Genomic DNA, 18,060 nt, shown 5'->3' with positions numbered 1-18,060 from the left:
CACCTATTCTTATTTGTTATGTACTCGCTTTCCAAAGGATACCTGCTCCGTGAGCATCTTTTACTTGTTCAACCAAACCGTTTTGTTCTAAATGAATTAAGAGTTGTCTTACTCGCTCTCTTGTGACGCCTAAAATTATAGAAAGATCATGCAAACTTGAAGGTTTTTTAGTCAAATGATTTAGAATTGTAAGCATTGATGGAGACATTGTTTCCTTTGTGATTGTTTTAGCTAACGAAGATTTTGCTCGGTTCAATTCTTCTTTAGATAACTTTGATCCACGCTCGTTTATATCTTTGAATATTAATTCCAATTTATTATTAACTTTTTCTTTCAAGTTGTTGGCTTCGAGGTAATGGCTTTGGTCATCAAAATCACTAGGAGCATATAGCACTGTGTTTTTAAAATAGAGCACAAAGAAAAATAACAACACGATAGTTGCAGGAAAAGCCATAACGAAATAGACAAAAATAGATTGTATTTCTAAGGGTAATTGAACTAATGCGACTGTAGCCAATGTTTCCGCTACACCAGCGAAAATAGCAATAATTGTAAGAGGGTTGCTAACTTTCATGCATATTCCATAATATTGATAAACCTTGGGTACATAACATTTGTATAGTAGGACGTCTCGATCTCCCAAATCCATTCACTACTACAAAGTACAATCAATCGACTGAAAACTAAGACTATACCTCAAATAGCGTAAATATTGATTTTTGTGAAAAAGAGCCGTCCTGTAAATTAATTTTTGAGTCTTGTTAATTAAAATAAAAACTCGCTATGTATCTGAGTATATTAACTTAAATTTTTAATAACAAGCTAAACAAGACTGTTTTCTGACAAACCGTGATTGCAATTATAAGAGCATGAATAACACTGTATATAACATCAGTTAAATGGAGTTGTGTATATTCAGCAAGTCCGTTCATTGAATCGATCAGATCTGAGATGCGTGTAAGGGGTTATAGTATACGCACAGAAAAGGCCTGTTACTCTAGGAATAACGGGCCTTATGAAGTTAATCTAGTTCAGTACTGACGTACTAGCCTAATTACTCTTCAGTAGCTTCTTCTGCACTGTCTTCAACATCAATTGCGTTCTCATCAATTTCAACGTCATCGATTACAGTACATATTAACCTTCGGTTACATAGTACCGCTTGCCACTTTGTAGTAGACCCCAGCAAAAAGTCCTGCGAATACCAAAACCGTTAATAAGATCTTTATCCAAATATATTTCATAATTTTAAAATCCCAATTAAAGCGTAAATATTAAAAATAAAAAAGGCCTGTTACTCTAGGAGTAACAGGCCTTATGAAGTTAATCTAGTTCAGTACTTACGTACTAGCCTAATTACTCTTCAGTAGCTTCTTCTGCGCTGTCTTCAGCATCAGTTGGCGTTGCTGGAACGTCTGTTACTGCTGCTGCATTTTCTGCATCATCAAAAACAACGGCGTTCTCATCGATTTCAATTTCATCGATACGCTGTAAACCAACAACGAGCTCATCTTCACCAGTACGGATTAGACGAACACCTTGCGTGTTACGACCAACAGTAGATACTTCAGAAGCACGTGTTCTTACTAACGTGCCGCCATTGGTAATAAGCATAATCTCATCACCGTCAAGTACCTGTGTTGCGCCAACAACTTTACCGTTACGTTCACTTACTTTAATTGAAACAACACCCTTAGTACCGCGACTCTTCGCTGGGTATTCTGCAAGTTCAGTACGTTTACCGTAACCGTTTTCAGTTGCCGTTAAGATTGCACCATCGTTCTTCGGTACGATCAGAGACACAACTCTTTGACCTTCGTCAAGTTTGATACCACGAACACCAGTCGCTGTACGACCCATAGGACGCACACCTTTAAACTTAATTTCAGGCTTACCGTCTTCATCTAGAACCGGGTTACCTTCTTCGTCAAGTACAGGCGTTTCTTCAAACTCGCAGAAACGTACTACTTTACCTTCATCAGAGAACAACATAATGTCGTTAGTACCATCAGTAATATCAACACCGATTAGTTCATTCCCTTCACTCAGGTTAACAGCGATGATACCGCCAGCACGAGGCTTGCTGTATGCACTTAATGCTGTTTTCTTCACTGTACCGTTCGCCGTTGCCATGAAGACAAACTTATTATCTTCAAACTCAGACACTGGTAGGATCGCAGTAATACGCTCGCCTTCTTCCAGTGGTAGTAAGTTAACAATTGGCTTACCACGGGCTTGACGACTAGCTAATGGTAATTGATATACCTTCATCCAGTACAAGCGACCACGGCTTGAGAAGCACAGAATATGATCATGTGTATTAGCAACCAACAGACGTTCGATGAAATCTTCTTCTTTCATCTTCGTTGCTGACTTACCTTTACCACCACGACGTTGCGCGTCATAATCAGTAAGAGGCTGATACTTAACATAACCTTCATGAGACAATGTCACTACAACATCTTCACGTTCAATTAAGTCTTCTAAATTAATATCTGCACTGCTTGCCGAGATCTCAGTACGACGTTCGTCACCAAAGTTATCTTTTGAAGCTTGTAGCTCTTCAGTGATCACTTCAAGTAAACGCGTAGGCGTATTAAGAATATGTAATAACTCAGCAATAACTTCGAGTAAATCTTTATATTCGTTAAGAATTTTCTCGTGTTCTAGCCCTGTTAGTTTGTGTAAACGTAAGTCTAGGATTGCTTGTGCTTGAATTTCAGTTAAGAAATACGAACCTTCACGAATACCAAACTCAGCTTCTAACCATTCAGGACGAGCAGCATTATCACCAGCACGTTCTAACATTGCAGCAACGCCACCTAACTGCCAACCGCGGCTAATTAAGGCTTGTTTTGCTTCTGTCGATGTTGGTGATTGCTTAATTAGAGCAATAATGTCATCAATATTTGCTAATGCAATCGCTAACGACTCAAGGATATGAGCACGTTCACGCGCTTTACGCAGTTCAAATACGGTACGACGTGTAACAACTTCACGACGATGACGTAAGAATGCATCTAGCATTTCTTTTAACGTAAAGATCTTTGGTTGTTTGTCGATCAAGGCAACCATGTTTATACCAAACACGATTTGCATACGTGTTTGCGCATAAAGGTTGTTTAATACAACTTCACCAACAGCATCACGTTTGACTTCAACAACCATACGCATACCATCTTTATCAGATTCGTCGCGTAAGGCACTGATGCCTTCAATTTTCTTGTCTTTAACAAACTCAGCAATACTTTCAATCAAGCGTGCTTTGTTTACTTGGTACGGTAGTTCGTGAACAACGATTGTTTCTCTACCACGTTCGTTGACTTCAATATCTGCGCGAGCGCGAATATGAATTTTACCACGACCGGTACGATAAGCTTGCTCGATGCCCGCTTTACCATTAATGATACCGTGTGTTGGAAAATCTGGGCCTGGAATGTATTCCATTAATTCTTCAAGACTTAAGTCTGGATTTTTAATTAATGCTAAACAACCATTAATCACCTCGTTTAAACTATGAGGTGGGATATTGGTTGCCATACCTACGGCAATACCAGATGAGCCATTAACCAATAGATTAGGAATACGCGTTGGCATAACTTCCGGAATGAATTCAGTACCATCATAGTTAGGTACGTAATCAACCGTTTCCTTTTCTAAATCGGCAAGCAATTCATGCGCGATTTTTGACATTCTGATTTCGGTATAACGCATTGCAGCAGCAGAGTCGCCGTCAACAGAACCGAAGTTACCTTGACCATCAACCAGCATGTAGCGCAAAGAGAAAGGCTGCGCCATACGTACAATAGTGTCATAAACAGCTGTATCACCGTGTGGGTGATATTTACCAATTACATCACCAACAACACGTGCTGATTTTTTATATGGTTTGTTCCAATCATTCTTCAATTCGCTCATTGCGAATAAAACGCGGCGGTGAACTGGCTTTAAGCCATCGCGAACATCAGGAAGAGCACGACCAACAATAACGCTCATAGCGTAATCTAAATAAGAATTTTTTAATTCTTCTTCAATATTGATAGGTGTGATTTCTGTGGCTAAATTACTCATATAAGCCTTTACCCCTAAGTTTTAAAGTGCTTTCTAATTATTTTTTTAGTGATTCATTCTAGCATAATATTTACCAGCAAATACAATATATAAGAAAATTAACTCGGTTGATTACGATTTTATTAACCGCTTAGCAAATTATTTATTGGTCGGCTCACAAATAATACTTCTGAAATCATTTTCTCGTTATATACTGTGCCCATATTTTTATATTTCGCCCTATTCTTTTTCACCTTATTAACATATCAAGAAGACTTTTATGAATGTAGATAAACAGGAAATCGCTAAATTTGAAGCCATGGCCAGTCGTTGGTGGGATCCAGCAGGTGACTTCAAGCCATTACATCAAATCAATCCATTACGCTTAGACTACATTGATGAGCGTTGTGGCGGTTTATTTGGTAAAAGAGTTCTTGATGTCGGCTGTGGTGGCGGTATCTTAACGGAAAGCATGGCTCGCCGCGGCGCACAAGCATTAGGCGTTGATATGGGTAAAGAACCCCTCAACGTGGCTAAATTGCACGCACTTGAATCAGGTACAGAGGTTGAATACCGTCAAGTGTTGATCGAAGACTTAGCAGATGAACAACCAAACAGCTTTGATGTCATTACGTGCATGGAAATGCTAGAGCACGTACCGGATCCCGGTTCTGTGGTTAATGCATGTATGCGTTTAGTTAAACCAGGTGGCCATGTATTTTTCTCGACAATTAACCGTAATTTAAAATCATACTTGTTCATGATTGTTGGTGCCGAGAAGATTATGAAGATGATGCCTAACGGTACGCATGACCATAAGAAATTTATTCGTCCTTCTGAACTGCTGCATTGGGTTGACCAATCAGGCTTATATTGTCACCACATGACAGGTCTGCATTACATTCCAATCGTTGACCAGTTCAAATTAGGCGAGAATGTTGACGTTAACTATATGCTACACACACAGCTTATCGATTAATGTAAACACCATCACCTAACAACGCTCTGTTGTTAGGTGACTCATACTTTGACTAAACAACGAATCTATTATTATTACTATTAATCTATTAACCTATTAACCTATTAACCAAGTATCCGCTCATTAGTCACTACAAGCCTGCTATCTACTTCGAGCTATTCCTGTACGCTTTCTTTTTGCTCCAGTTTTAAATTTCGCGCCTATATATAGTCATTTATCTGTTCACAACGCTAAACAGTGCAACTTGTTCTATACCCACAGTGACTCAAAGTTATCCACTTTATAGGTAAAACGAAACTTGCTGCATACAAAATAACGTAATTGTTTGTAATAACAACCACCTCAAAAAATACGCAGATAATACTTGCGTGGTAGTTTTCTAAACTAATTAGCTGTAAATATAATCAAATTATTTGAGGATCCTCACACAAGTGTGGCAACACTTTTTTTTCTTTTTTTTTTCACTTTAACTGTTGATTTTTGCTAACCGTAATTGATCACTGAGGCCAGAATGTAAGTCGCTACTAACTCACCAAATTATCCACATGTTATTCAGTTTACTGCTACTTGCCAAATATCAATTATCACTCTATCTTGTATGCATGAATACAGGACAACACTACATCTTGTGTATTAACAAGAATATCAATACTAGTGTTGGTAAACACATTCTTAACATTGTTTTAAGGTTAGTCAGCTAAATGAATAAGAATTTACTAGTTACAAAACGCAGCGGTAAGCAGGAAACGATCGATCTAGAAAAGATCCATCGTGTGATCAAATGGGCAGCTAAAGGGTTGAATAATGTATCGGTATCATTGGTCGAGTTAAAGTCTCACATCCAGTTCTACGACGGTATTCGCACTGAAGACATACATGAAACAATGATCAAAGCTGCGGCGGATTTAATTAGTGAAGAGGCGCCAGATTATCAATATCTTTCAGCGCGTTTAGCTGTATTCCACTTACGTAAAAAAGCCTACGGTAAATTTGAACCGCCAGCGCTTTATGACCACGTAAAACTCAATGTTGATGCACATCGTTATGATGCTCACCTACTAGCTGACTATACTGCAGAAGAATTCGCAGAAATGGATGAGTTGCTTGATCACTGGCGCGACATGAACTTCTCGTACGGTGCTATCAAACAGCTAGAAGGTAAATACCTATTACAAAACCGTATTTCTGGTGAAATTTTCGAAAGCCCACAGTTTCTCTATATCTTAGTTGCAGCAAGTTTGTTTGCGACTTACGATAAATCAGAGCGTATGGACTACATTCGTCGTTTCTATGAAGCAACGTCAAGCTTTAAAATATCGCTACCGACACCAATTATGGCGGGCGTTCGTACCCCTACTCGTCAATTCAGTTCTTGTGTATTGATTGAGTGTGACGATAGCTTAGATTCTATCAATGCGGTATCTAACTCTATTGTTAAATATGTATCGCAACGTGCTGGTATTGGTATCAATGCTGGTCGTATTCGTGCATTAGGTAGTTCAATCCGTGGTGGTGAAGCTTTCCATACTGGTTGTATTCCATTCTACAAACACTTCCAAACAGCCGTTAAATCGTGCTCACAAGGTGGCGTTCGTGGTGGTGCTGCAACATTATTCTACCCACTATGGCATTTAGAAGTTGAATCCCTGTTAGTACTTAAAAATAACCGTGGTGTTGAAGAAAACCGTGTACGTCATCTTGATTACGGCGTACAAATTAACCGTTTGATGTACCAACGTTTAATTGATAATAAAGACATTACCCTATTCAGCCCGTCAGATGTTGATGGTTTGTATGATGCATTCTTCCAAGACCAGGATGAATTCGAGCGCCTATATAAACTTTACGAACAAGATCCATCAATTCGTAAACAGACAATTAAAGCCAGCGAACTGTTCGCCTTAGTAATGCAAGAACGTGCAAGCACAGGTCGTATCTACATCCAACACGTAGATCACTGTAATACACACAGTCCATTCGACCCAGCTGTAGCACCGATTAGACAAAGTAACTTATGTCTTGAAATCGCATTGCCAACAAAACCAATGCAACACCCTGGTGATGAAGAAGGCGAAATCGCACTTTGTACATTATCAGCATTCAACCTTGGTGCGATTAAAGACTTAAGCGAATTAGAAAACCTTTCTGACCTAGCAGTACGTGCGCTTGATAGTTTACTTGATTACCAAGACTACCCAATGCCAGCAGCTAAAAACTCAACAATGGCGCGTCGTTCTTTAGGTATAGGCGTGATTAACTACGCATACTACCTTGCTAAAAACGGTGTGAAATACTCAGACGGTAGCGCAAACAACTTAACGCATAGAACGTTTGAAGCAATTCAATTCTATCTATTGAAAGCGTCAATGAACCTGTCGAAAGAAAGAGGTCCATGTTTAGCATTCAATGAAACGACTTACTCACAAGGTATCTTACCAATTGATACTTATAAGTCAGCGCTAGATGAGATTTGTGATGAAGAACTGCACCTAGACTGGGAAACATTACGTGGCGAAATTCAAGAACACGGCTTACGTAACTCAACGCTAACAGCATTGATGCCATCAGAAACATCAAGTCAGATTTCAAATGCTACAAACGGTATTGAGCCACCACGTGGTTTAATCAGTATTAAAGCAAGTAAAGACGGTATCTTGAAACAAGTTGTGCCTGATTACGAAAATCTACGTGATAACTACGAGCTACTTTGGAACATTCCAAGTAACACAGGTTATTTACAACTTGTTGGTTTGATGCAGAAGTTTGTTGACCAAGCTATTTCGTCAAATACTAACTATGATCCACAACGTTTCCCTGGCCAAAAAGTGCCAATGACAACGCTGTTAACGGACCTGATGTTAGCGTATAAATACGGCTTAAAAACGCTTTATTATCATAATACACGTGATGGCGCATCGGACGTTGATGTGATTAAAGAAGACGAAGGCTGTGAAGGCGGCGCATGTAAGATCTAAATGATCGTTACATTCACCAAATAAACCGACACCTTTTCATTTGGCAGCTAATTAGGCTGCCAATTTAATGTATAAAACAGAGATAACCAATGAGCTACACTACTTTTAGCCAAACTAAAAATGATCAATTAAAAGAACCAATGTTTTTCGGCCAACCCGTTAACGTGGCTCGTTATGATCAACAAAAACATGAAATTTTTGAAAAACTGATTGAACGTCAGTTATCATTTTTCTGGCGTCCTGAAGAAGTAGATGTAAGTAAAGACCGCATTGATTATCAACAATTATCTGATCATGAAAAACACATTTTCATCAGTAATCTGAAATACCAAACATTGTTAGACAGTATTCAAGGTCGTTCTCCTAACGTGGCCTTTTTACCACTAGTTTCATTACCAGAAGTTGAAACATGGATTGAAACATGGTCATTCAGTGAAACGATTCACTCGCGCTCATACACACATATCATTCGTAACATCGTCAATGATCCAGCAGAAGTATTCGACGATATCGTAGCGAATGAAGAAATTTTAAAACGCGCCAAAGACATTGCCGGTTATTACGATAATTTAATCAATGCAACTCAGCAATTACATCAATTTGGTGAAGGTACACACGTCATCAACGGTGAAACAATTGTCGTTAGTCAACGTGCAGTGAAAAAGAAATTATACCTCGCAATGGTCTCGGTAAACGTACTTGAAGCGGTTCGTTTCTATGTTAGTTTTGCTTGTTCTTTCGCTTTTGCCGAACGTGAATTAATGGAAGGTAATGCGAAAATCATCAAATTAATTGCCCGTGATGAAGCATTACACTTAACCAGCACACAGCACATTTTAAACTTGATGGCTGACGGTAAAGATGACCCTGAGATGCAAGAGATCTCAATTGAATGCTTCCAAGAAACACAGCAAATCTTTATTGATGCAGCACAACAAGAAAAAGAATGGGCAGAATACTTGTTCAAAGACGGTTCAATGATTGGTTTGAATAAAGATATTCTTTGTGATTATGTTGAGTATATTACCAATACACGTATGGCTGCTGTTGGTTTGCCAATGGCGTTTGAAGTGCAAAGCAACCCTCTACCGTGGATCAATGCTTGGTTAGTATCTGATAACGTACAAGTTGCACCACAAGAATCAGAAATCAGTTCTTACTTGGTTGGTCAGATTAATGCTGAAATTAACCACGCAGATATTGGTACATTCGTTTTATAATGTCGATATCGCTGGCAACAAACTCAGGTAACTATCAGATTTCAGATCAAGATAGTTCCCTGCTCGATACACTTGAACGCACTGGTCATCAAATTGAATACCAGTGTCGCCAAGGCTATTGTGGCGCTTGTCGAACAACACTGACTTCTGGGTCGGTAACTTATACCACCGAACCACTAGCGGCTGTTGCACCCGGTTCTATATTACCTTGCTGCTGCAAAGCAAATAGTGATATTACACTTGCGGTAATCGCGACAATAACGGTTGCAGCATAATATACTCATTATTAATTAACTAACGAGTATTAAAACCACAAAAAATACCAAGCCTTAACGCGATACACTACGTTAAGGCTTTTTCATATCGTGACGCAACATTCATTTTTTCACCTCATATAATACAACTCTCAATACCTTACAAGATTGAGTGTGATTTACTTTGCAAAACCGCTAATCCTTACCCATACTCCTTTCAATAACGTACAAGCATTTTATAGCGTACAGCACTTCATGACGTACAGCACTTCAATGACGTACAAGCACTTCAATGACGTACAGCACTTCAATGACGTATAAGTACCACGACTTAAAAATAGGACCACTTTATGTTAGATGATTTAGTTGGAATCGGAATGCGCCCAGCGCATTATGAACAACTCACCAAGAGCCAAGTAGATATAGGCTGGTTAGAAGTACACAGTGAAAATCACTTCGAAATTAACTCAGAAGCGACTTATTACTTAGATAAAGCCAGTGACCGTTACCCTATCAGTTTACACGGCGTCGGCTTAGCACTTTCTTCTCATGAGCTGCTTGATACTAGCCATATTCATCACATTAAAAAGCTTGCTGACCGTTACCAACCATTTTGTATATCTGAGCATTTAGGCTGGAGTTCAATTGCTGGTCAGCATTATAGCGACACCTCACCAGTGCCTTACACAGAAGAGAACTTAAAACATGTGATTGGACGTATAGACCAAGTACAACAAATTTTAGGTCAAGAAATTGCCATTGAAAATCCGGCCTGTTATAGCAAAAATAAAAACAACACCCTTACAGAAGCGGCCTTTTTAACTGAATTACAAGCAGCAACAAACTGTAAGATACTACTCGATATAAACAATGTGCATATCAGCAGTCACCAGCTAGAATTTAATCCTTATGATTACTTAGCATCAATACCAACCCATATTGTTAGCGAGATCCACCTCTCGGGTACCAATAAACTAATAAAAGATAACCGCATCACCTTCGACCAAGAACATGGCCAGAAAGTAACTGCGGAAGTATGGCAGTTATTTGAATATTACTTGCAACATTGCAACACCATCCCGACTTTGATTGAATGGGATACCAATATTCCACGGCTCAGCGAACTACTACGTGAAGCATATACCGCCCAAAAAATGATCCTTAAATCGCAACGCTATAAAAACGCATGTTAATCAGCTAGCGCTACTGCAGCGCTGTCAAAAGTATGCTAAAAACCAGCACTCACAAGATTTGTCATGATTTGCTGATAAAAGTCAGCGGATGACCCCCGATATAAATCAAGCTCCTGCTCTGCGGCCTTCGGGCCATATAACGCATCATTACGACCAGAAAAATACATATGATGATAACAGCTACCTTGCGTCGAGCCCGACATGCCAATTAGACTCGGTCAATCCAGCAGCGTTGTGTAATTCGTTCCAACTTTGAGCCAATTAACCCAAGCGTATGCTTCACCCGTCATGTATTTTTGGTCAGTACAAGGTTGGATGCTAAAAATTGCTGGAAGATCCTGCCGGCTTAACGGGGTGTTCATGCCCGTAACAAATACCATGGCATATTTGCGATAACGCATGCTCTGCGCGGCCATTACTACTGAGTTGATGTGGGATACGTAAAATAACTTCCACTGAATCTTTATTACCCGCTAACACTAAAAACAGCGCCGTGGTATTAAAATACGGCGGAATAAAGAACACGCTCGTGCAATTAAAACCTGCAGCGCTGTATTCATCCACTTTCAAGAAGCCGAGATTAGAAATAATCCCAGAAGTACGGTATTGCCCTGTTGCTTGTCGTTTTAATGCCAGTTTGTCATTGAACTTTTTTAACCACGTCAATGGTACCCAATTCAATGCATTTAATGTCGGAATGCCGGCAAATTGCGGCATTCTTGCATGTTCATGTCCTGCTATTTTCAACTTGATTTGTTGCGCCCAATCAACAGTCGTTGTCTCTGGCGATACATTCATTAATAGTCCACCAGTTAAATTACCCGTTGAAACAATATCGGCGTCATGCATACGTAAATCAACTGGTAATTGGATCCTGACTTCTGAATCTGAATAGAGGTTAGCTAATTTGGCGATACTAATACCCGCATTGGCTAAAACCTGTTTATAACTACCCGGTAAGGTTCTGCGCTGCCAAGAAGATCCAAAGTCATGTCCAAGCGGAACACCTGTCGGCGCTGCCACCGTATCATTAATTTTCTTACCAGGTACCGAGGTCACTAATTTAGCCAGATCAACATCTCGGACAAAGCTATTGTCTCCTTGCAATGGCTGTTGACGCAATGCACGTAAAACTTCATCAGCAAATGTCTTGGTGCCCCGCCCATCCATCACTGCATGATGGGTTCTAAAAATAATATGATGCTTGCAGCTGTCTTCACCAAGTACCAGTAATACTTCACAACCGGTACTGGTTTTGACATCTAACGGACGGTTTAAGAATGGCGCAGCGTTGTCACTCATACCATCCCAATTTAAGCCACGGATAACCTCAAGTTCGGTGGTTTTTCCTGCATCAGCCCAGTGGCTAAAGCCAAGTTTACCTGAGAGTTTAAATCGTGTACCTTGCAGGGCTTCTGACGCTTTGATTACCGCTTGTTGCCAAGCTGCTATATCAATATTGCCTTGGCCTTCGAGTACCATCTGATTAACAACACAGGTAGCGGTTTCTTCAGCGTTGAAATCATCACAACTAATATAAAATCGCTCTGTTGGTGAAAGTTTACGTTTAAACGTCATCGTTCCTCCTTGAACTGTAAGACGGTTATGCTGCGCTATCGGCAGCACGGTTATCAGGTATATAGCTATTACGATTACTACCCTCATCAAGTACTTGGCTGTTAACGATTGATTTTTTAGAAAGTAACGCCGAGAGTGCGGTAGTCATATCCTGAATCAATAAATAGACGGCGGGAACCAATAACAAGCTAACAAGCGTCGCAAAAAGTACACCAAAGGCTAATGATATCGCCATCGGGATCAAAAATTGGGCCTGTAAGCTGGTTTCACTCATTATCGGCACTAAGCCAATAAACGTGGTTAACGAAGTAAGTATAATAGGACGGAAACGACGTACCCCCGCACTTGTGATCGCGGTTTCTAATGACTCGCCTTGGCTGCATTTTTCATTGATATAATCAATGAGAACTAAGTTATCATTGACCACGATCCCACTCACGGCGACCATGCCAATAAAAGACCATAGCGTCACATCAACCCCTAACAACAAATGCCCTAACAAGGAACCAACCAGACCAAACGGGATGGCAAACATCACCAGTAATGGTTGGGTATAAGAACTAAATAAAATCGCCATCACTAAATACATCGCAATTAACGCCAATAAATAGCTGCTTGTTAAAATATCGACAAACTCGACAATACTTTTCTGTTTACCGGCTTTCGACCATTTAACCGCAGTGGTTTCGGTTAATTGCTGTAAAAAACCAGCCTCAAGGTCTGCAATAACAGCCTTAGTGCTATTTTTACCCGGGTCGACAAATGCAGAGACAGACATAACCCGATTGCGTTCATAACGTTTGATATTATGATCTGCCGATTGATAGCTCACATCTGCAATAGTAAACAGCGGCACACCTTCACCACTGGGTAATTGAATGTGCATATTCTCTAAATGCCATAATGAGCTAGTTGCCTCTTTTGGATACCTCACCTGCACTTTAACTTCATCTTCGCCACGTGGCATACTTTGCACTTCGACACCCAAATATGCCTGCTGAATTTGCTGTCCAAGTGCACTTAATGTCAGTCCCATATCACGCGCGACAGGCTTTAGCGCCAGCTGTACTTGCCTTGAACTACGCTGTTGCGAGTCTTGGATATCATAGACACCTTCAAATCTTGCTAAAACTTTTTTTAGCGCGTCTGCTTGCTGGGCTAAGTCATCTAGATTACGACTCGATAACTCAATATTAATATCGGCACTGGGCGGAGTGAGATCAGAGACGAAACTTAATTCAATACTGTCTTCAATTTCTCCAACCCGATCACGCCAACGACCAATGATGTCATGGCCTGAGATTATCCGGTCGTTCGATACCGATAACTCCAAATAAACTCTGCCAATATGATCATCTGCAGCCGCTTGTGATTCGCGTGAATACTTACTTATCGGAGCCACAACTGAATACACGTGAGCAATAGCAGAAATACCGTATTCATCGGTCAATTCTTGTTGTAATTGCAAGGCTTCATGTTCAATTTTTAACAGCGCAAGTTTGGTTTTCTGGGGATTACTGCCTTCTGCAAACGTAACATTTGCATAGGCAATATCACCTTCAATGGCCGAAAATAATACTGTCCGTAACCAACCACTGGAAAGTAAGGTTAAAGAAATAAAGAATAATCCTAAAAACCCAAGTATATAACTCCAACGCCAGCGTAATACATGGTCTAAAAAAGGCTTATATTGACGGATAACGAACGTTTCTAATGTCGCAGAGAACTTTGTCTGTATCCCTTCCAATACCCGGCCAATCATTTTAACCTTGCAGATGAACCACCTTAATTTTGAAGTAAATAGGCGTGAAGTAGAGTCGTTTGTAGCTGATAACGTCGAGGTAGATTCGTTAGCAGCAGGCAGATTGGCTAACTTGCTCGTATCGTGATCATCGGGTTGATGGCTTAAATGCGCAGGTAAGATAAATAACGATTCAAACAACGAAAACAGCAGCGTGGTAATGACAACCACAGGAATAACCTGCATGAGTTTACCTTCAGGTCCAGGCAAAAACAGCAACGGCATAAAAGCAATTACACTGGTGATAATGGCAAAAGTAATAGGTTTAGCGACTTTGTAAGCACCTTCAATCGCCCCCTCAACGCCTTTGTTACCTGACGCTTGCTCGGTAAAAATACTTTCACCGACAACAATCGCATCATCAACGACAATACCGAGTACCAATAAGAAGGCGAACAAAGAAATAATATTAATAGAACCATCAAAAACAGGTAATAACCAGAAAGCGCCCATAAATGAAATTGGGATCCCCAAGCTGACCCAGAAAGATAAACGCCAATTTAAAAACAACAATAAGATGACAAACAATAAACACAAGCCACTAAACACATTACCAACCAATAAATCGATACGGCTCATGAACAACTTAGAATCGTCTTGCCAAACGTACAAACTGATCCCTTCAGGCAAATACGTTGCGGGCGATTTTACGTACTTATTTATAACATCAGCAACCTCAATAATATTCTGATCGCCCACCCGGTAAACATCTAATGATACCGCCCGTTGACCATCAAGCTGGGCCATTGTGCCCTCATCACGAAAACCATCGTGAATAGCCGCAATATCACTGAGTAAGATACGGCCACCGTCTTCATTCGCTTGTAAAATAATACTGGCAAAGTCATCTGCGCTGTCAATTTTACCTAAGGTTTGAATCAATATGTCACCCTGCTCTGTCGCCAGACTACCACCCGGTAAATCAAGTGCAGTGGCTTTTAACGTATTAACCACATCCTCAAACTTTAAGTTATATTGCGCCAAACTGTCTTCAGATAAGGCGATACTGATTTCGTAAGGTCTGGCATTTTGTAACTCAATAACAGAAATAACCGGATCTTCGAGTAAATCTAAACGAATGTTTTCTGCCAAACGCTTTAATGCCCATTCATCACCAGTACCAGAAATAATAAGCTTTGCAACCCGATAGCGTTCAATCAATTCACTGACAACTGGTTTTGCTACTTCTTCAGGGAATGAGTGTATGCTTTCAATCCTTGATTTAACTTCATCCAATACCGCTTTGGTACTATAACCATCGGCAATATCAATGGTGGTATAACAAGAGCCTGAACTCGCAAATGACGTTAAATCTAACGTCCCTGCAATATCATAAACAACGGCTTCAATACGCGTGCAGACAACCGCTTCCACTTCTCGGGGAGCTGCGCCAGGATACAATGTCGAGATCGCGATACGCTCTAATGACACACCCGGAATTAACTCTTTACGGGTTTCCGGCAACGCTAAACAACCCAGTGCGATGATCACCATCATGATCAAATTTGCAGCGACTTTATTTTTGGCAAACCAAGTAATTAAGATCCTCATGAGCGCACCACGTTCAACTTCATACCATCTACCGCGACATCAAGCGGTGTTAATATCAGTTTGTCGCCTGCATTTAAACCACTGGTGATATAAACCTGTTCTTTGCCTTGATGAAGCACATCAACTAAGACAATTTTAAGACGTTGTTCAGCATCCAACAGCCACACTTTATTATCATTACGCAGTGCTAAACGGGGAATAATAACCACTTGTTCAAATTCACGACCCGCAATTTCGGCAGTCACAAATCGGCCAGGCTGTAGATACAGAGGTTGCTCCGGATCGTTTAATACCTCGGCAACAACGTACTGCAATCTATTCTCGGCTAATCCACCTTCAGTGCCCGTAATCGTCCCTTGCCATTGATAACGCTTATTATTCACACTCACAGACAGGGTAACGAGAGGCATTTTGACTGTGTGCTTGCCAGCTGAATGCTCCGTATGCTCGTCATGACTAAATGAGGTAACTTTGAAGGGTAAGTCCATCAAGGTGAGATATTTATCCGCAACGGGCAGTCGCACATGCATCTTATCTAACGCGTATATCTCGCCAATGATTTCACCCGAATTAACTAACTGTCCTCGACCAACACTCACGGTTTTAACACGACCAGAAAATGGTGCTTTAATAACCGCTCGTTCTAGTTTTATATTGGCTAAACGTAAATCAGCCTCAGCGGCCTTAACTCGACTTTTAGCATCATTAATTTGCGGAATGTGACGAGCAAAATTGGTTGCTTTGCTCGATACCCCTCGTCGGGCGACATGGGCTTTTGCTTTAGCCTCAGCTAAGTGCAATAACGCACCATCTACGGCCTGCTTCTTTTTAATGACTTCAAGTTGATATGCTTCATCATCCATCGATAACAGCACATCGCCTGCATTAAAGTAACCACCAGCAGTAAAATTATCAGCTACCGATTTAACCCTTGCAGTGACTTCGGAATTAAGACTAATTTGTGTTTTAGCCGCAACGATGCCACGACTAAAAATAGGGATCACAGCATCGTCAAAAGCCACATCCATATAACGCACAGATGGAAAACGGTTAATTTCAGGGCTAATCTGACTTTGCGGTCTGATCACAGATAATAATGTCATGCAGATAAAGGTAAACAAGATAATTGATAGCGGGATGGATACATTTTTATAGCGAATAAACAATACTCGCCCTTGTTGCCAATAAGGTGATAACGTTGTTTTAGCTTGCTGAATACCTTTCTGGATCTTAGGTAGCAACACCCGGTTAAACTTACTGGGCTTATGCGCTTTTGATAATGTGACTATCGGCGCGACAGCCTCGCTCATAACAGCACCAGCAAGCGTTTCTTTTGGCGTCAGTAAATCACCTTGTAACAAATGCTGCTTCCAACATTGCATCACGGCTTCTGTCGTATTGATGTCTTTAGCAATATAAGGGTGTAGTTTTAACCCCAAAGACAACTGATCATGCCACAATAAAATACCCGTCGATACGGGGTAGTTTTTGGTACCGATACCACAGCAAACCCACAATTCATCTTGATTAATTGGTGGGTTATTATCATCTTTAAGCGGCCAGTTACCCAAGAAACTGAATGAACCAGCATAGAATTGGCGTTCACTGACATATTGGTAAATACGACGTACGCCGCTTTCACCAATGATCTTACCGATATGCGCTTGCCACCAAAGCTGCCAATGACTTTTGGCTTTAATTTGCTGCTTCACTTGCAACTGAATATCACGCGGTGCAATCGTATTGTTAAGCAGCACATTAATGCCTGAAGAGCAATTACTGGTTTCTGCAATGTGCGGTAATGCACCACGTAGATTCACCGGATAGAGCCAGTAATAATCTTGTTGAGAAGCGAGGAGCTGATCTGCAACCGCTCTATTTAACGCCCAGAAAAGATAGATATTCAGTGCCACTTTATGCTTTTTAGCCAGTTTTTTTATCTCAATCGTTTCAGCTAGACTGAAATATCGATTAACAATAGGGGCATCATTACTGTACTGATAAGTATTAATATTATGATCAGTGACTTGAGCAAGTTTATTCTCAGCGAGGTTCGCGGCGGCATGATCTGGAAAAGTGGTTTGCCAACGCATTTTCTTAGGTACTTTAGATTTGCCACCAGCAAATAACATTTTAATTTGCTGCCAATTTGACGGCGCAACTTTGTCTGCTGTTTTTGGTAACACCTGACACGGATAATCATGCTCACGTAATATGGTGGTAAGTCCACCTAAGCCATCCATTTGACTGTGTGCAAATTCAAACCAGTTAATGTCATCCGTGGTTTTATTTAGCAAGCCGACATTCATCCGGTCACCGATCCCAAACTCTTTACGTGCTTGGAACCACATTGCTATGTAATCTTTATTTTGGCTACTACTCATCGGTTAGCTTCCTTGTTAACCAAACTGAATGCCTCGAAAAAATCGAAACTGCTTTATTCTTGATTCTTGATTCTC

General features: G+C 40.5%; 11 protein-coding genes. 5 read left to right on the top strand and 6 right to left on the bottom strand.

Annotated elements, in window-relative coordinates:
• Positions 1-16 precede the first annotated feature (16 nt).
• Positions 17-574: a helix-turn-helix domain-containing protein gene (locus A923_RS0110545; protein WP_017221647.1), complete on the bottom strand. Its 558-nt coding sequence runs from the start codon at positions 572-574 to the stop codon at positions 17-19.
• A gap of 782 nt (positions 575-1,356) precedes the next feature.
• Positions 1,357-4,071: a DNA topoisomerase (ATP-hydrolyzing) subunit A gene (gyrA, locus tag A923_RS0110540; protein ID WP_017221646.1), complete on the bottom strand. Its 2,715-nt coding sequence runs from the start codon at positions 4,069-4,071 to the stop codon at positions 1,357-1,359.
• A 259-nt stretch (positions 4,072-4,330) separates the two neighbouring features.
• On the opposite strand from gyrA, the gene ubiG reads away from it, so the two are divergent.
• From ubiG to A923_RS0110515, 5 genes are all read left to right on the top strand, one after another.
• Positions 4,331-5,029: a bifunctional 2-polyprenyl-6-hydroxyphenol methylase/3-demethylubiquinol 3-O-methyltransferase UbiG gene (gene ubiG, locus A923_RS0110535; RefSeq protein WP_017221645.1), complete on the top strand. Its 699-nt coding sequence runs from the start codon at positions 4,331-4,333 to the stop codon at positions 5,027-5,029.
• A gap of 701 nt (positions 5,030-5,730) precedes the next feature.
• A complete protein-coding gene (gene nrdA, locus A923_RS0110530) occupies positions 5,731-8,004 on the top strand; it encodes a class 1a ribonucleoside-diphosphate reductase subunit alpha (protein ID WP_017221644.1) in 2,274 nt (757 codons plus the stop codon).
• An 89-nt stretch (positions 8,005-8,093) separates the two neighbouring features.
• The gene (gene nrdB / locus A923_RS0110525) at positions 8,094-9,224 is read left to right on the top strand and encodes a class Ia ribonucleoside-diphosphate reductase subunit beta (protein ID WP_017221643.1); all 1,131 of its coding nucleotides are present in this window, start codon (positions 8,094-8,096) and stop codon (positions 9,222-9,224) included.
• The gene (yfaE, locus tag A923_RS0110520; protein ID WP_017221642.1) at positions 9,224-9,499 is read left to right on the top strand and encodes a class I ribonucleotide reductase maintenance protein YfaE; all 276 of its coding nucleotides are present in this window, start codon (positions 9,224-9,226) and stop codon (positions 9,497-9,499) included. The genes nrdB and yfaE overlap by 1 nt, the downstream gene beginning before the upstream one ends.
• A gap of 329 nt (positions 9,500-9,828) precedes the next feature.
• Positions 9,829-10,671, top strand: coding sequence for an MbnB/TglH/ChrH family RiPP precursor modification enzyme (locus A923_RS0110515; protein WP_017221641.1), 843 nt, complete (start codon positions 9,829-9,831; stop codon positions 10,669-10,671).
• A 35-nt stretch (positions 10,672-10,706) separates the two neighbouring features.
• Here the strand turns inward: A923_RS0110515 and A923_RS23000 are convergent, their stop codons facing one another.
• The 4 genes from A923_RS23000 to A923_RS0110495 all read right to left on the bottom strand — a co-directional run bounded on the left by A923_RS23000 (position 10,707) and on the right by A923_RS0110495 (position 17,985).
• Entirely contained in the window at positions 10,707-10,874 is a 168-nt protein-coding gene (locus A923_RS23000; protein ID WP_157532831.1) for a hypothetical protein, read from the bottom strand.
• A gap of 115 nt (positions 10,875-10,989) precedes the next feature.
• Positions 10,990-12,249 (bottom strand): non-ribosomal peptide synthetase, encoded by a 1,260-nt coding sequence (locus tag A923_RS0110505; protein WP_017221639.1) that lies wholly within the window; start codon positions 12,247-12,249, stop codon positions 10,990-10,992.
• A gap of 25 nt (positions 12,250-12,274) precedes the next feature.
• Positions 12,275-15,601: an efflux RND transporter permease subunit gene (locus tag A923_RS0110500; RefSeq protein ID WP_017221638.1), complete on the bottom strand. Its 3,327-nt coding sequence runs from the start codon at positions 15,599-15,601 to the stop codon at positions 12,275-12,277.
• Positions 15,598-17,985, bottom strand: coding sequence for an efflux RND transporter periplasmic adaptor subunit (locus tag A923_RS0110495; RefSeq protein ID WP_017221637.1), 2,388 nt, complete (start codon positions 17,983-17,985; stop codon positions 15,598-15,600). The genes A923_RS0110500 and A923_RS0110495 overlap by 4 nt, the downstream gene beginning before the upstream one ends.
• Between the last annotated feature and the right edge of the window lie 75 nt (positions 17,986-18,060).

The organism is Moritella dasanensis ArB 0140, assembly GCF_000276805.1.
Lineage (GTDB): Bacteria > Pseudomonadota > Gammaproteobacteria > Enterobacterales > Moritellaceae > Moritella > Moritella dasanensis.
Note: the sequence above shows the minus strand (reverse complement) of the source record. Positions and strands in the feature narration are given on the sequence as shown.